This is a genomic window from Methylomonas koyamae (assembly GCF_019669905.1).
Lineage (GTDB): Bacteria > Pseudomonadota > Gammaproteobacteria > Methylococcales > Methylomonadaceae > Methylomonas > Methylomonas koyamae.
Map to the genome: position 1 here is coordinate 3180101 of NZ_AP019777.1, position 15517 is coordinate 3195617.

Consider the following 15517-nt stretch of genomic DNA (forward strand, 5'->3'; position numbering starts at 1 on the left):
AAAACGATGTCTGGACTTGTGGCCGCTTTGGAGAATGGCGAAGACGGGTGAGGGTCGATTTCGACAAGTCGCTACAGCTTGGGCACCGGCCATGCCAAACCGGTTTAGGCGTTACACGGCCGAACGCACCCCACATCGTCAGGCCGGGCCAGCAGCCCGCCGCGGCGACCTTTGAGTACGGCCTGAATCGCGGCGACAATGGCCAAGGCTATTTCCTCCGGCGTTTCCGCGCCAATGTCCAAGCCCACCGGCCCGAACAAGCGTGTCTGCAATTTGGCCGCCAACCGCTCCGGCAGACTATCCAGCAAGCGTTGCCGGCGCCGCGCCGGGCCTAGCAGGCCGACATACGGTATCTCCGACTCGGCCAAGGCCGCTAAATAACGTTGATCGTGTTCGATGTTATGGCTCATCACCACGCAGGCACTGAAGCGATGCAGTTGCAACCGTTCGGCCAAATTAGCCGCCTGCAGCGTGCACACGCAATCCGCGCCGGCAAAACGTCCGCCTTCCAGATATGCCGGACGCCGGTCGGCAACGGTTACTCGCCAACCCAGGGCCTTGGCGCCAGCCAACAGCGGGATCGCATCGTCGCCGGCGCCCAACACCAATAAATGGGTCGGCGTCCGCACGGGCTCGTAGAATACCGCGACGCTGTGGCCGGCAATTTGCTGATTTTCCAGACCGGCGCGCTGCGGTAATAGCGGGTGGGTCAATGGCCAAGCCGATAGTCCTCCGGCAAACGGCAGAAGCCGGCTGAGGCCGGCCGGAAAGTCGGGATGGTCGGATTCGACGACGGTTGCCAACGTGGCGGTTTGCTCGGCCTCGGCGGCCTGCACCAGCAGGCCCAAAGCGCCAAAGCCATCGTCGGCAACCAGCGTCTGCAAAAATATCCGCGCCGCGCCGTTGCAACCCAGGCCTAACCCCCACAAGGCGTCTTCGGCGGCCCTCATGTCGTAAAACAACGTTTTCGTGCCGCCGGTTTCGAACAGGATTTTGGCATGTTCGATTAAGTCGCGCTCGAAACAACCGCCGCCCAGCAAACCTGTCAACTCGCCGTTCTGCCCGATCAGCATCCGCGCCCCGGCCTTTTGGTAGTTGGAACCGATGGTTTCGATAATGGTCGCCATCACCAGCGGTCGCCGGCTTTGCATCAAGCTGGGATAGGCGGCTAACAGGCGATGGTGGCGGGACATCTCAACTCCAACTCAAATCGGTTTTGCGCAACGGCAATTCGCGCACTCGAATACCGGTGGCGGCGAAGATGGCGTTGCACACCGCCGGCGCCAACGGCGGCAAGGCCGGTTCGCCGAGGCCGGTGACCGGAAAATCGGTCTTCAGGAAATGTACCTCGATCTTGGTTGGTGCATCGCCGATGCGGATCATCGGGTAATCGCCGAAATTGCTTTGCACGATCCGACCTTTGTCGATATCCAGTTCCTGGAACAACAATGCACCCAAGCCGTCCACCACCGAGCCCTGGACCTGATTTTCCGCGCCGCTCAAATTGACAATCTGCGCGCCGATGTCGGTCGATACCACCACGCGGTCGACTTTCAATTTACCGTCTTTGGAAACCGTGACTTCGGCCACCTGAGCGATGTAACCGCGATGGCTGAAATGGAAGGCAATGCCCTGCCCCTGGCCGCGCGGAAAATGTTTCTTGCCCCACTCGGCTTTTTCGGCGACGTGGTGCAGCACATGCTTCATCCGGTTCACGTCGTATGGGATGCCCTGCTCGCCGGTGCCTGGCAGAAAGCCCTTGTCGCCGAGCAGTTCCAAACGAAATGCCAACGGGTCCTTGCCGACGGCATGCGCCAATTCGTCGATAAAACTATGAAACACCCAGGCTAGTACATTGCTGCGTGGCGCCCGCCACGGCCCCATCGGGATGCCGCATTCCAACGCGGTATGTTCGATCCGGCAATTGGGCACCCAGCGACCAGGAAACTCGTCGCCGGACAAATTGGCCCCGGCGCCAAGCTCAATTACCGGTTTGCCGTCCTTGAACACCGGATGCGAAAAGGTGACGAAATGGTTGTGCCAGGCAATGAGCTTGCCAGCCTCATCGAGGCCGCCGCGCAGAAAATGAAAGCCGCCGGCCCGATATTGGTCGTGTTGCAGGTCATCCTCGCGGGTCCAGGTCAGTTTGACCGGGCCTTTTACGCGCTGCGCGATGGCCGCTGCTTCGATGATGTAATCCGGAATCAAGCGCCGACCGAAGCCGCCGCCGCTACGGGTGATGTGCAGCGTGATTTTGTCCTTGGGAATTCCCAACACTTCGGTGACGATTTTCTGGCCGGCTTCCGGATTTTGCGTCGGCGCCCAAATTTCGATGCCGCCGTCTTTGACCCAGGCCGTGGCGTTTTGCGGTTCGATGCTGGCGTGGGATATAAACGGGTAGCGGTAGGTCGTCTCCACCGTTTGAGCCGCCTTGGCCAGTGCGGTTTCGACATCGCCATCGTTGCGCAAAACTTCGCCGGCCGGCTGTTTAAACAGCGCCTTGGCCTGCTTGGCGAAACCCTGCCAACTTTGCTCGGCGACTTTGCCTGCGTCCCACTCCACTTTTAACTGCTTGCGGGCACTGAACGCCGCCCAGGTCGAGTCGGCGACAATCGCCACGCCCGGCAACAGTCCTTTCAGATTGGCGGTGCCGTCGATAACAAAAGCGTCGCGCACGCCCGGCAATTTTTTGATGTCGTCGAGATTGGCGCTAACCACCTTGCCAGCAAAAGCCGGCGACTTGACGTAAGTGGCGTACAGCAAACCGGGCAGTTGCACGTCGATACCGAACAAAGGCTTGCCGGTGACGACGGCCGGATTGTCGACGCCGCCGATGCGTCTGCCCAGCAAACGAAATTCTTGCGGATCCTTCAGTTTGATTTGGTCGGCCGGCGGCACCGGCAATTTGGCCGCAATCGGCGCCAATTTGCCGTAAGACAACTGTTTACCGCTGGCTAGATGGTGCACGGCGCTGCCACGGGCGACCAATTCGTCGGCCGGCAGTTTCCAGGTCAACGCCGCGGCCTGAATCAACATAGTCCTGGCAGTAGCACCGAGTTTGTGAAACTCCTCGTAATTGGTCGGCGCCGAGCGCGAGCCGCCGGCACTTTGGCTGCCGTAAATCGGATCGAGATCGCCCTGGACAATGACCACATCCCGCCAGTCCACTTCCAGTTCTTCGGCGATGACCATCGGCAACGACGTTTTGATGCCCTGGCCGATTTCCGGCTGCTTGCTAATCAGCGTGACTTTGCCGTCCGGCGCGATGCGAATGAAGGCGTTGGGGCGAAACTCGTTGCCGCCAGCCTGAGCGCCGGGCTTGGCAACGCCCTTGCCGGCACCGCTGGCAGCATCGAAATAAAAGCCCAACACCAAGCCGCCGCCGGCTAACGCCGAGGTTTTCAAGAAATCGCGGCGAGCCGGATTGATCGGAGTATCGACTGTCATACCGCCCCCTCTGCTGCCAGTTCGGCCGCGCGATGAATGCCGGCGCGGATACGTAAATAAGTACCGCAACGGCATAGATTGCCGTCCAGCGCCGCATCGATTTCCGCATCGCTGGGTTTGGGCGACTTTTTCAACAGCGCAGCAGCCGTCATGATCTGCCCGGCCTGGCAATAGCCGCATTGCGGCACATCCAGTTCCTGCCAGGCTTTTTGCAAAGGATGGTCGCCGTTTTTGCTCAAACCTTCGATGGTCGTCACCTGCCGCCGTCCCACTTCGCCGACCGGCGTAATGCAGGCGCGAGTTGGCACGCCGTCCAGATGCACGGTGCAGGCCCCGCACTGGCCGATGCCGCAACCGAATTTGCTGCCGACCAGTTGCAATTGGTCGCGCAACACCCACAACAACGGGGTTTCCGGGGCGGCATCCAGCGTTCGCGCCGCGCCATTGATAGAAAGTGTGTATTGGCTCATGTTGCCGGTGTACTCCATGGTTTGTGTTTTATAGCCTGTGCCCTTGCCTCGACCGCTCCGCTGAGTAAAGCAGAATCCATACCGCTTAGAGCCGGCGAATCAGGCTGGATTTCCGGGTCTTTCTCTCCGGCAATTGCTGATAACGCAACAAATACTGTTGATTTACTGGCGCCCTGTCAGCACTCGAAACTATCCGGCAGCGTTGGTTGAAATTAATATTTGTAAATCTCAAAACAAATATGTAGAGTAATTTACATGACCTGGAATTTACTGATCCTCAGCCTGCCCACAGAAAACGCCACGTTGCGCATGCGCGCTTGGCGCGGCCTGAAAAGCGCCGGTGCGGCGGTGTTGCGCGACGGCGTTTACCTGCTGCCGGAGCTTGCCGATTGCCGGCAAACCTTGGACGGCATCGCCGCCGATGTCAATGCCGCCGGCGGTAAAGCCTTGGTGTTGGCAATCGCCGACGCCGAACACGTCGATCTGAAAGGCTACTTCGACCGCAGCAGCGATTATGCCAAGCTGATCGAAGCGGCCATTGCGATTCGCCAGCAACTAAACACCGACAGCGTCGGCGACTGCCTCAAGCAAACTCGCAAGCTGCGCAAGGACTACGCGCAATTGGCGGCCATCGATTTTTTCCCCGGCTTGGCCCAACAACAAACCGACGGTACCTTGAAACAACTGGAACGCGCGATTGCCGTGGCGTTGGCACCGGACGAACCGCTCCCCGCCGACAGCGAAATCGCCCGCTTGCCGGCGGCCGATTACCAAGCCAAGACTTGGGCCACCCGGCGCCGGCCGTGGGTGGATCGGTTGGCATGCGCTTGGCTGATTCGGCGCTTTATCGATCCGCAAGCGACCTTTCTCTGGCTGGAAAGCCCGGCCGCCTGCCCGGACGAGGCCTTGGGTTTTGATTTCGACGGCGCCCGCTTCAGCCATGTCGGCGATTGGGTGACGTTCGAGGTATTGCTGGCCAGCTTTGGCCTGGAACAAGCGGCCTTGAAGCGGCTGGCGACGTTGGTGCATTTTCTGGACGTCGGCGGCGTGCAGCCGGCGGAAGCCAGTGGCGTCGAAAGCGTGTTGAAGGGTCTGCGGGACAGCGTGACCGATGACGACCGCTTGTTGAATCTGGCGACGGCGGTATTCGACGGCCTGTATACGGTATTTCAAGCTCCCCACGCAACGGTATCCGCCGATGACTGACAACAAACTCCCCTCACCTACCGTACCCAGCCTGGCCGAAGCCAGCAAATTCTGGTTAAAACTGGGCTTTATCAGTTTCGGCGGCCCGGCCGGCCAGATTGCGATCATGCATCAGGAGCTGGTCGAGCGCCGGCGCTGGATCAGCGAAAAACGCTATTTGCACGCCTTGAACTATTGCATGGTGTTGCCTGGCCCGGAAGCTCAGCAACTGGCGACTTACATCGGCTGGCTGCTGCACAAAACGCCGGGGGCGTTGATCGCCGGCAGCCTGTTTTTTCTACCGGCGCTGTTGATACTAATCGGTTTGGGTTGGGTGTATATGCGCTTCGGCGATCTGCCCAGCGTGGCCGGCTTGTTGTACGGCATCAAACCGGCCGTCACCGCCATTGTGTTGTTCGCCGCTTACCGGATCGGTTCGCGGGCGTTGAGAAATCGCTGGCTATGGGCGATGGCCGCGGCGGCGTTTCTGGCGATTTTTGCGTTGCGGGTGCCGTTTCCGTTGATTGTTATTGCCGCTGGCCTGATCGGCGCCGCCGGCGGCCAATGGGCGCCACAGTATTTCACGGTCGGCGGCGGCCACGGCAACACCAAGGCCCATTTCGGCCCGGCCGTGATCGACGACGATACGCCAACGCCGGAACATGCGCGCTTCAGTTGGGGAAAATTCTATCGTTTGCTGGCGGTTGGTTTAGCGTTATGGGCCGGCGCACTCGGCTGGCTGTGCGCCGAATACGGCTGGCAAGGCGGCTTGACGCAGATGGGTTGGTTTTTTACCAAGGCCGCCTGGCTGACTTTCGGCGGCGCCTATGCGGTGTTGCCCTACGTGTACCAGGGTGCGGTCGAGCATTACCACTGGCTGACGCCGCAGCAAATGATCGACTCATTGGCTTTGGGCGAGACCACGCCCGGCCCACTAATCATGGTCAACACCTTCGTCGGCTTCGTCGCCGGCTGGGGCCAGGCCTGGTTTGGTGCGGATTCGCCTTTTCTGGCCGGCAGCGTGGCTGCCATCGTCGTGACTTACTTTACCTACCTGCCCAGCTTTCTATTCATCCTGGCCGGCGGGCCGTTGGTGGAAACCACTCACGGCAATTTGAAATTCACCGCGCCGCTAACCGGCGTCACCGCCGCCGTGGTCGGCGTCATCGTCAATCTGGCCGCGTTTTTTGCTTATCACGTGTTCTGGCCGCAAGGCTGGGACGGGCAGTTCGATTTATTTTCCGCCGTGCTGAGCCTGGCGGTGCTACTGGCGCTGTTTCGCTGCAAGATCGGCATTATTCCGGTCATCGCCGGCTCCGCGTTGAGCGGCTGGCTGTGGCTGTTTTTACAACCCTGGTTCAACTAAAGGAGTGTTGCCATGGAATCCGTTACTACCCGCCGCGATTTTTTAAGCCTGGCCGCCGCCGGTGCCGCTTTGTCGATAGTCACGCCCGGCATCGCCCGCGCCGCCGAAACCGAGGCTCCGACTATTGCCTTGCCCAGCGCCTTTGCCGCCGACCACGCGCCAAAGCCTTTGGGTTTCGATCCGGCCAAACTGAACGGTTTGTCGGAGAAACTGATCCGTTCGCACTGGGAAAACAATTACGGCGGCTCGGTCAAGGCGCTGAATGCGGTCAAACAAAAACTGTCGGTATTCTTGGAAGACGGCAATCTGCCGGCTTATATCTACAACGACCTGAAACGCGAGCACCTGCTGCGCACCGGCTCGGTGGTGTTGCACGAACTGTATTTCGACAACCTGGGCGGTAGCACCGCCCCGGACCCTGCGTTGAAAAATCTAATCGCTTCCGCGTTCGGTTCGTTCGCAACCTGGGAAAAAGAATTCCGCCGCATCGGCGCCGGCTTGGGCGGAGGCTCGGGTTGGGTGACCTTGGGTTTGAATTTGCATACCGGCACCCTGGAAAACTACTGGCATTGGGACCACCAATACGCCCCCACCGCCAGCCTGCCGATTCTGGTATTGGATATGTACGAACACTCCTACCAAATGGACTACGGCGCCGCCGCGCCGGCCTATCTGGACGCGTTCTTCAAAAACATTCAGTGGGAAACGGTGGCGGCGCGGTTGGACAAGGCGTTGAGGTTATTGGAAATTGCTCGTCAAGCTGGCTGATGCAATGGCTTGGATGTAGGGTTCCGTCATGGCGGCAGAAGCCAAGCAAGGTACGCGTTGCGTACCTGCGGGTTAAAGTCGACGACCAGGCGTTATCGACGCGATTGGCCATTAGCAGTCATAGAATGCACGCCAACCAATGGCGGCAAACCATCTGTGTCCAGTCAATTATCTGATTTGTCTAATAATCCAGACGTAGGGTACGCATCGCGTACCATTAAAAGGCCGTCATGGTGGCGAAAGCCAGAAGGTACGCGTTGCGTACCCTACTAGGCTACTGGCATTGGGACCACCAATACGCCCCCACCGCCAGCCTGCCGATTCTGGTATTGGATATGTACGAACACTCCTACCAAATGGACTACGGCGCCGCCGCGCCGGCCTATCTGGACGCGTTCTTCAAAAACATTCAATGGGAAACGGTGGCGGCGCGGCTGGACAAGGCGTTGAAGTTATTTGCAATTGCCCGTCAAGCTGGCTGAGGCAATGGCTTGGATGTAGCGTACCGTCATGGCGGCGGAAGCCAAACCAGGTAGGCGTTGCGTTCCTGCGGGTTAAAGTCAAGGACCAGGGATTATTGACGGGATCGGCCAAAAGCCGACGGGCCTTTAAATGTTTGATCGTCCGATTAAGTGCTTTTATTAGATGGGTGGGCAAATTTGCCCACCATTGCAACCCGCGTGGGCACAAAAAGCCGTGCCCACCCTACCGGGCTGCAGTGGTCACGAATGATGAGCTCCACGCTGTTACTGCTCTTAAAATAAGTTAAGCCATATTCATGAGAAAATAGCCTCATGAAATGTAAAAGAGATTCCGACGGCCGAGAAATTGATCACCATACCCTGCAAGTGATGCGGCAGCAGGCGGTAAAAGCCGTAAAAAATGGGCAAACCGCGGCCAGCGTGGCGGCGGCGATGGGGGTCAACATACGCACGGTGTTTCGTTGGTTGTCCGATTTTGCCAGCGGCGGTCAAAATGCTTTGCTAGCCAAGAAGATCACGGGGCGCCCACCACTAGTGACGCCCGAAGAAATGCGCTGGATCGCCGATACCGTGCGGGACAAAACACCCTGGCAGATGAAACTGGAGTTTGGCTTGTGGACCTTGTCGTTGATTGGCGAAATCATTTACCGTCAGTTTGGTAAACGCCTGACCGCACCGAGCGTAGGACGGATCATGCGGTTGCTGGGTTTTACAGCGCAAAAGCCCTTGTATCGGGCTTGGCAACAGGACCCGGTTTTGGTGGAAAAGTGGCAGGCGGAAGAGTTTCCTGCCTTGAAGGCCGAAGCCAAGCGCATTGGCGCGGTCATCTATTTTGCCGATGAAGCCGGCGTGCGTTCTGACTTTCATGCCGGTACTACTTGGGCGCCGGTTGGACGGCCGCCGACCGTGAAAACGACGGGGCGAAGGTTTGGTTTGAATTTGATCTCTGCGGTCAGTGCGCGCGGCGACTTTCGCTTCATGGTGCAAGAAGGCAACGTCACCGCCGAAGTGTTTGTCGAATTCCTGAGACGTCTGCTACGCGGTGCCGAACAGCCAATCATTCTGGTCGTCGACGGCCATCCGGTTCACAAGGCTAAGAGCGTTAAAACCTTTGTGGGGCAGCAGCAAGGTCGGTTGAAATTGGCTTTTCTGCCACCCTACGCGCCGCAATTGAATCCCGATGAACAGGTGTGGGGCTATATCAAACCGCGAGTAGCCAAGCAAATGCCAGAAAATAAAATCGAATTAAAGAAACTCGTTCAATCCGCCATGCATCGATTACAGAAACTCCCGGATGTTGTTAAATCTTTCTTCAGACACCCGGAATGCCAATATGCTGGCGGGTGACAATACTTTCTTTATGAGCAGTAAACGCATCTTATATGCACTGTGTTTCTAAATTGTTTTCAATAATCGTAGTATTGTAGTCATCTAAGTATCTTTGTAACTCATCCCTGTCAACAAGCTTAATTTTTGCGCTCAAGGCAAGTTCCTTAGCTGATGGAGTAAAATACCTGTTTGTAATGACCATGCCATCACTACAAGAATAAAATTGTTTAGCCGCTATAACTTCTTGAACGGCCTTGTTTCCAATATTTCCCTGATAGTTCTTCGCTTGAACAACTATTCTTTGACCAAATGATTCAATAAACAAATCTGCTCCTTGATCTCTTCCTTTAGGTGTGCTTTTTACTTCGCAACCTTTTTTCTTAAATAACTCAACCAGAAAATCCTCAAATTCGTAACCATCCATCCCATCAATAGCATAAATTGTTACATATTGATCGGGATTAAAATTCTCAAGTGTATGTTGAAATCTTTTCACCCGTACCTTCAAGTATATATTCTCACAAATATCGTAGACATCTTGATGATTTCGCGTGGCATAGTCAATATCAGCCATATCTCCATATGGATCAACTTTTCTCGAATACAAGATGCTTTCGTTAAATAAAGCCTTATCATAAATATAATGAATTAACAATGGAAGTTCATACCTAAAAAGATCGCCTTTTTCCTCTATCCAGGAAGCCAGCGTTTCCTCTAGTGAATCTTTTATATGATGTGAAGTTATTTCAATAAAATTATTGAATTTAAAATTAAAATCCGTTGATATAATCAGCTTTTCAAGCAATCCTGGGTATTCGCTAATTTCATCAAACCCCAAGTTAAGCAGCACCTGTTTAAAAAGATCGAAATCATTAAATTCTATTGAAGATGCAATGTTTCTTAATGCATTTTGAGATGACAAAAAACAATAGTTTATAAAATATGGACTCTTAAAAGTATTATATTTTGATAAAACAGCATCTAACTTGCCACCTATTTTTTCTTGCTCTTTCTTCTTAAAAAGAATATCCCCAATAAGCCCTTTTGATTTATACTCAAACTCAGGATAATATTCAGGCTTTAGCGGAATATTGCTGTCAACACCTCCGCATTGAGGGCAATTCTTGTGGAAATTATAGGAGTTGCATTTATAGCACTGATAAATCATACTTAATTCCATTAAATAAACAAATAAAAACTATAGACTTATTAACCTTTGGCGCTGATTTATATTAGGTTGAACACTAAATTCAGGCTCCGATTACGCTTCCCTATTCGAAGCTCACAAGCTGGAGCTTGCGAAAGTTGGAGCTCCCAATCAGGAGCTTGAAAGCAAGCAAATCCACCCGTCGAAAAATATTGTGACAACAACCATCCCCAGCACTAAGGAGGAACCACAGGGTTTCGTTTTGCTCAACCAAGCTTACGAACTTCCTTTTTGAAATCGCGTCCTTATTGCCAAAGTTGCCAGTATCAACACTAAATACGTTCCAAGAAATTGGATGCCCGCCAATATCTGAATAAAAATATTAGAGGTTAAAACTAGAGGCTTATGAGAAATAATCCCAAAAGGGGTAAATACGTTTTGTAATGCGAAAATTAAGGATGGACATTTTGCAGAGCACAAAAATTCACCTTGTGTAGGGTCGATTTTAAATTCAGAAAAGCCTAAGCATTCCGCACCTATAAACATTAGGAATGACATTATGTTGATGCCAAGAAGCCAATATACTGCACGATTGACGTTGCTGCCGTATTCAGATATCCAGTCGTAACCCAATGAAATAAACCATTCAATGGGAGTCCAACGAACAAAGCAATATTTCCAATACCTAAGCCTACCCGGATGCCAAGTATCAAAAACTAGCAAGTCATTAAATCCAAGCTTACCTTGCTTGCTCGTTCTGTAGGATTCATTTTGCCATTCCAAGCGAGGAGCCAAAAAGACTTTTCGATAATATCTCTGTTCCAAGGCAAAAAAATTAGCTTCATCTTGTTGGCCTTTATAAATGGCGGCGAGTTGCCTTAATGTACGCAATGCAATGATTTCTTGCTGAAAGTCTCGCTGAAATTTGTCATGCCCCATTTCCTCAAAACGTGCGCCTGTAAATGAAGAGCCTTGAGCAAGCTTGGCCTCGTGAAGGATTGGCGCGCGATTAAAAACCGCGCGACTAAAGTCCGCTCGTCTTGAAAACGTAGCTCTTTGAAATGATGCACCTTTATTAAATCCAAATTCACAATTAACAAAAAATGCCTCCCTGTAAAAAAGTGCACTATCGAAATTAACTTCCCCATAAAATTTTGTTTCATCGAAACGAATATCTAGACAAAATTTCACATCATAAAAACTGGCATTGCCAAGGAATATATTGTGCGCAAACAGGAGATAGTTATCATGGATTTCGGAATAATCGAAGTTAACCGGCGCCCAATCTCGACTGAATTCGCTCTGATCAGCTATAAGATCAGCTGGTGAAAGCGAAATAAACAACCCGCGACAATCAATAAACCACTGGCTTTTAAAATTATTTTTCTGTTCTTCAGGTATAGACTGCCACTTTTCAGTAAATTCCTTTGCATACTCAATAACCTCATTTATGGAGGCTTTTAAAAGCGGTTTATATTCCCCTCCAAAACTGACTAATTTAGGTTCATTTTTTTCATCGCGCCATTCTTCTAAACCAGACCTAAACCTTTGTGTCAGTAACTGAAACTCATCTGGTTCAGGTAGATAATTCTTTTGTATGTCTTGGCCTTTCATGAAAAATCCATATTATTTTTTTGTTTAGATCTGTTCATTATGCATGTTTACAAAACGAGGTCATGTCTTGAAATCAATCCCTGATGTTACATTGAATGAAAGTTATGTATTCTAGCCAATAAAACTCATTATACTGGCGCCTGCAACGGCTCGCTCTCGACAGCCCAAAACTTCCCGCCGTCGTGATCTTTGCCTATCACAGTACCAAGCTCCTCCCGAATCCAATCAATTCGCCCCCCAACAACGAAAGCAACTGCTGATACAGCATCAACAACTGCTTCGCACCTGCTCCATTTCCAGCACGCCAGCCAACACTAAAATCAATTTAACCCCGGACATAATCGCCGCCACCAGCGGCCACCACCGGAAACCGCCCGCCGGACCCACGCCAAAAAACGCCCGCATAAAACTGGCTTACTACTTGCTGATTTAAGCGCATTTGTTGTCTTAAATGGCGCATCGGCGGGTTGAAATAAGGCCAGGCCTGCCAGGCAAGGCACGTCACACGCAATCGAATTCCCCAAAACGCCATGTGGATTGTCCAAATCGCCCTGCGCCGGCCGTATACCTTTGTGGTCGCAGCCTTGCTTATCATTTTGTCCACGCCTTACGTGCTGCGCAAAATGCCGACCGATATCTTCCCGACCATCGACGTACCGGTGGTGGCGATGCTGTGGGATTACAAAGGCATGACGCCCAAGGAAATCGCCGACCGGCTGACCGCCAACGTCGAACGCAGCATGAGCTTGATCGACGGCATCGAGCACAGCGAGTCGTTTACCTATCCCGGCGCGGCGGTGATCAAGGTATTCTTTCATCCCGGCACCGATATCCGCACGGCGATTGCCCAAGTCATGTCCAGCAGCAATTCGGTGTACCGTTCATTGCCAGCCGGGACCATGCCGCCGCAGGTGATTCAATATTCGGCCGCCGACCTGCCGCTGGTGCAGTTGGGTATTTCCAGCGCCTCGGTACCGGAAACCGAGGTCAACGACTACGTTAACAACATCGTCCGCACCGAACTGCAATCCAAGTGCGGCGTGGCGATGACCAACCCGTTCGGCGCCAAAAGCCGGCAAATCACCCTGGACGTCAACGCCCCGGCCTTGATCGCGCGCGGCCTGTCGCCGTCGGATTTAAGTAATGCCCTGGCCGAACAAAACCTGATCCTGCCCACCGGCAGCGTCAAAGTCGGCAGCAACGAGTTCGACGTAACCTTGAACGGTGCGGTAACGGCAATTCCGCGTTTGGCCGACCTGCCGGTCCGCACCGTCGACGGCGCCACCACGCTGGTCCGCGATGTGGCCACGGTGCGCGATGGCCCGGCACCGACCACCACCATCGCCCGGCAGAACGGCGAACGCGGCATTTTGACGTCGATTTTCAAGATCGGCCGCACCTCGACGCTGGAAGTGGTCGAGCACGTGAAGAACACGATACCGCGCATGCTGAGCCTGATGCCGGAAGGCATCAACATGCGCTTGATGTTCGACCAATCGCTATTCGTCAAAGCCGCCATCGGCAACGTGTTGCACGAGGCGTTGATCGCCGCCGCGTTAACTGCGGCGATGCTGTTGCTGTTTCTGGGCAACTGGCGCACCACCAGCATCATCGCGGTGTCGATTCCGCTGTCGATTATGGTGTCGGTGATTGCGCTGTATCTGCTCGGCGAGACTATCAATTTAATGACGATGGGCGGCCTGGCTTTGGCGGTGGGGATTTTGGTGGATGATGCCACCGTCGAAATCGAGAACATCGAACGGCAAATGCTGCTGGGCAAGAATCCGCATCAGGCGATTCTGGACGGTGCGGCGGAAATTGCGATGCCGGCTCTGGTTTCGACGCTGTGCATCTGCATCGTGTTTGTGCCGATGTTCTTCCTGACCGGCGTGGCTCGCAGCCTGTTCGTGCCGATGGCCGAAGCGGTGGTGTTCGCGATGCTGGCTTCGTACATTTTGTCGCGCACCTTGGTGCCGACGCTGGTGTTATACGTGATGTCGGGCCACCACGGCCATCTTAAGCAAGCGCCGGGCAATACTTTGGCCCGCGGTTTTCAACGTCTGCACCGGGCTTTCGAGGCGGGCTTCGAGCGATTTCGCGGCCATTATGTGGTGCTGGTCAGCCACCTGTTAAAACACAAATTGCGCTACGGCTCGGCGATACTCGGTTTTTGCCTGGCGTCGCTGGGCCTGGTGCCTTTGCTGGGCCAAGACTTGTTTCCGGCGGTGGATGCCGGCCAGATTCGCCTGCACGTGCGCGCGCCGTCCGGCACTCGTATCGAAGAGATGCCTCAGCACATTGACGCGGTCGAAGCCGTTATCCGTCAAATTATTCCCAAGGACGAAATCGCCGACTTGCTCGATATCATCGGCGGCCCGTACAGCACCCGCAACACCCTGTTCGGTAATTCCGGGACGATGGATACCGCCGATAGCGAGATCATGATTTCATTGCGCCCCGGCGAGCATCGGCCCAGCGTCGAGTACATCAAGGCTCTACGAGCAGCCTTGCCCAAACAGTTTCCGACCCTGGAGTTTTTCTTTCAGCCGGCCGACCAGGTCAGTCAAACTCTGAATTTTGGCGTGCCGGCGCCGATAGACATTCAGTTCATCGGCGGCAAGCCGGAAGAGGTCATGCCGCAAGTATTGGCTTTCCAGCATCGGCTACAACAAATTCACGGCATCGTCGATGCCCATATCTATCAGCGCATGAATAAACCGGCGCTGGAGCTGGAGATGAATCGCCAGCAGCTCCAGCAAATGGGCTTGTCGGCCCGCGACGTGGCGCAGAATTTGTTGTTGACCTTGAGCGGCAGCATGCAAACTGCCCCACAGTTCTGGCTGAATCCGGCCAACGGCAATTCGGTCAATATCGGGGTAATGGGCAATTCGCTGGATCTGGACAATCTCGACGCGTTAATGCGCATCCCGGTCAGCGGCAGCGGCGACAAACCGCAATTGCTCGGCAATTTGGTGTCGTTAAAGCGTACGGTGCTACCGGCTGCGGTGACCCATTACAACGCCTACAACGTGCTGGACATTTACGCCAACGTCGAAGACCGCGACCTTGGCTCGGTCGGCCGCGAAATCGAGACCATTGTCCAAGACCTACGCGGCAAGTTGCCACGTGGCGTGGATTTGAACGTGCGCGGCCAGTTGCAAACCCTGGATAGCTCCTTCACCGGCCTGGCGTCCGGCCTGGCGGTGGCCATCGTGCTGTTGTACCTGCTGCTGGTAGTCAATTTTCAATCCTGGCTGGATCCGGCCATCATCGTCAGCGCCCTGCCCGCCGCGCTGGCCGGCATCGCCTGGACCCTGTTCCTGACCGGCACCACGCTCAGTATTCCGGCATTGACCGGCAGCATCATGGCGATGGGCGTGGTTACCGCCAACAGTATCTTGCTGGTGTCGTTTGCCAGAACCCGCATCACGGACGGCGTGCCAGCGGCCACCGCCGCGCTGGAGGCCGCCGCCACCCGCTTGCGGCCGGTGTTGATGACCGCCTTTGCGATGATCGTCGGCATGCTGCCGATGGCGATCGGCTGGGGCGAAGGCGCCGAACAAAACGCGCCGCTGGGCCGGGCCGTGATCGGCGGCCTGGCTTTTGCCACCGTTTCCACCTTGTTATTCGTGCCGTTGGTCTTTGCCGGCGTTCATCGCTGGCTGGAACAACGCCGCCCGCATCCCGTTTTTTCAGTTGCCTAGCATTA

General features: G+C 54.6%; 11 protein-coding genes. 6 read left to right on the forward strand and 5 right to left on the reverse strand.

What is annotated here, in order from left to right; translation table 11 throughout:
• Window positions 1-104: 104 nt before the first annotated feature.
• From MKFW12EY_RS14255 to MKFW12EY_RS14265, 3 genes are read right to left on the reverse strand one after another with little or no spacing between them, the layout of a single operon-like run.
• On the reverse strand, window positions 105-1193 hold the full coding sequence (locus tag MKFW12EY_RS14255; RefSeq protein WP_221053231.1) for an XdhC family protein: 1089 nt from the start codon (window positions 1191-1193) through the stop codon (window positions 105-107).
• A 1-nt stretch (window position 1194) separates the two neighbouring features.
• Window positions 1195-3447, reverse strand: a complete 2253-nt coding sequence (locus MKFW12EY_RS14260; RefSeq protein WP_221053232.1) for a xanthine dehydrogenase family protein molybdopterin-binding subunit — start codon at window positions 3445-3447, stop codon at window positions 1195-1197.
• A complete protein-coding gene (locus MKFW12EY_RS14265) occupies window positions 3444-3917 on the reverse strand; it encodes a (2Fe-2S)-binding protein (protein ID WP_054761917.1) in 474 nt (157 codons plus the stop codon). The genes MKFW12EY_RS14260 and MKFW12EY_RS14265 overlap by 4 nt, the downstream gene beginning before the upstream one ends.
• 255 nt (window positions 3918-4172) lie before the next feature.
• Between MKFW12EY_RS14265 and MKFW12EY_RS14270 the strand changes: the two genes are divergently transcribed.
• From MKFW12EY_RS14270 to MKFW12EY_RS14290, 5 genes are all read left to right on the forward strand, one after another.
• Window positions 4173-5123 (forward strand): chromate resistance protein ChrB domain-containing protein, encoded by a 951-nt coding sequence (locus tag MKFW12EY_RS14270; RefSeq protein WP_221053233.1) that lies wholly within the window; start codon window positions 4173-4175, stop codon window positions 5121-5123.
• Complete coding sequence (chrA, locus tag MKFW12EY_RS14275) at window positions 5116-6468, forward strand: chromate efflux transporter (protein WP_221053234.1); 1353 nt, start codon at window positions 5116-5118, stop codon at window positions 6466-6468. The genes MKFW12EY_RS14270 and chrA overlap by 8 nt, the downstream gene beginning before the upstream one ends.
• Window positions 6469-6480: 12 nt before the next feature.
• On the forward strand, window positions 6481-7236 hold the full coding sequence (locus MKFW12EY_RS14280) for a superoxide dismutase (RefSeq protein ID WP_054761910.1): 756 nt from the start codon (window positions 6481-6483) through the stop codon (window positions 7234-7236).
• Between the two features lie 257 nt (window positions 7237-7493).
• Window positions 7494-7718 carry a Fe-Mn family superoxide dismutase gene (locus tag MKFW12EY_RS14285; RefSeq protein ID WP_245006312.1) on the forward strand — a complete coding sequence of 75 codons (225 nt, stop codon included), beginning with the start codon at window positions 7494-7496 and terminating at the stop codon, window positions 7716-7718.
• A gap of 312 nt (window positions 7719-8030) precedes the next feature.
• Complete coding sequence (locus tag MKFW12EY_RS14290; RefSeq protein ID WP_221053235.1) at window positions 8031-9065, forward strand: IS630 family transposase; 1035 nt, start codon at window positions 8031-8033, stop codon at window positions 9063-9065.
• A gap of 31 nt (window positions 9066-9096) precedes the next feature.
• Here MKFW12EY_RS14290 and MKFW12EY_RS14295 read toward each other — a convergent pair whose 3' ends face one another.
• Window positions 9097-10215 carry a restriction endonuclease gene (locus MKFW12EY_RS14295; RefSeq protein ID WP_082409838.1) on the reverse strand — a complete coding sequence of 373 codons (1119 nt, stop codon included), beginning with the start codon at window positions 10213-10215 and terminating at the stop codon, window positions 9097-9099.
• A gap of 255 nt (window positions 10216-10470) precedes the next feature.
• A complete protein-coding gene (locus MKFW12EY_RS14300) occupies window positions 10471-11808 on the reverse strand; it encodes a pentapeptide repeat-containing protein (RefSeq protein ID WP_221053236.1) in 1338 nt (445 codons plus the stop codon).
• Window positions 11809-12338: 530 nt separating this feature from the next.
• Here MKFW12EY_RS14300 and MKFW12EY_RS14305 point away from each other — a divergent pair.
• Window positions 12339-15512 carry an efflux RND transporter permease subunit gene (locus MKFW12EY_RS14305; RefSeq protein ID WP_221053237.1) on the forward strand — a complete coding sequence of 1058 codons (3174 nt, stop codon included), beginning with the start codon at window positions 12339-12341 and terminating at the stop codon, window positions 15510-15512.
• The last annotated feature ends 5 nt before the right edge of the window (window positions 15513-15517 follow it).

What these genes read in the sequence shown, in the direction of transcription:
- MKFW12EY_RS14255 (WP_221053231.1), bottom strand. Translation starts at nt 1,193, where the DNA reads ATGTCCCGCCACCATCGCCTGTTAGCCGCCTATCCCAGCTTGATGCAA.
- MKFW12EY_RS14260 (WP_221053232.1), bottom strand. Translation starts at nt 3,447, where the DNA reads ATGACAGTCGATACTCCGATCAATCCGGCTCGCCGCGATTTCTTGAAA.
- MKFW12EY_RS14265 (WP_054761917.1), bottom strand. Translation starts at nt 3,917, where the DNA reads ATGAGCCAATACACACTTTCTATCAATGGCGCGGCGCGAACGCTGGAT.
- MKFW12EY_RS14270 (WP_221053233.1), top strand. Translation starts at nt 4,173, where the DNA reads ATGACCTGGAATTTACTGATCCTCAGCCTGCCCACAGAAAACGCCACG.
- chrA (WP_221053234.1), top strand. Translation starts at nt 5,116, where the DNA reads ATGACTGACAACAAACTCCCCTCACCTACCGTACCCAGCCTGGCCGAA.
- MKFW12EY_RS14280 (WP_054761910.1), top strand. Translation starts at nt 6,481, where the DNA reads ATGGAATCCGTTACTACCCGCCGCGATTTTTTAAGCCTGGCCGCCGCC.
- MKFW12EY_RS14290 (WP_221053235.1), top strand. Translation starts at nt 8,031, where the DNA reads ATGAAATGTAAAAGAGATTCCGACGGCCGAGAAATTGATCACCATACC.
- MKFW12EY_RS14295 (WP_082409838.1), bottom strand. Translation starts at nt 10,215, where the DNA reads ATGATTTATCAGTGCTATAAATGCAACTCCTATAATTTCCACAAGAAT.
- MKFW12EY_RS14300 (WP_221053236.1), bottom strand. Translation starts at nt 11,808, where the DNA reads ATGAAAGGCCAAGACATACAAAAGAATTATCTACCTGAACCAGATGAG.
- MKFW12EY_RS14305 (WP_221053237.1), top strand. Translation starts at nt 12,339, where the DNA reads ATGTGGATTGTCCAAATCGCCCTGCGCCGGCCGTATACCTTTGTGGTC.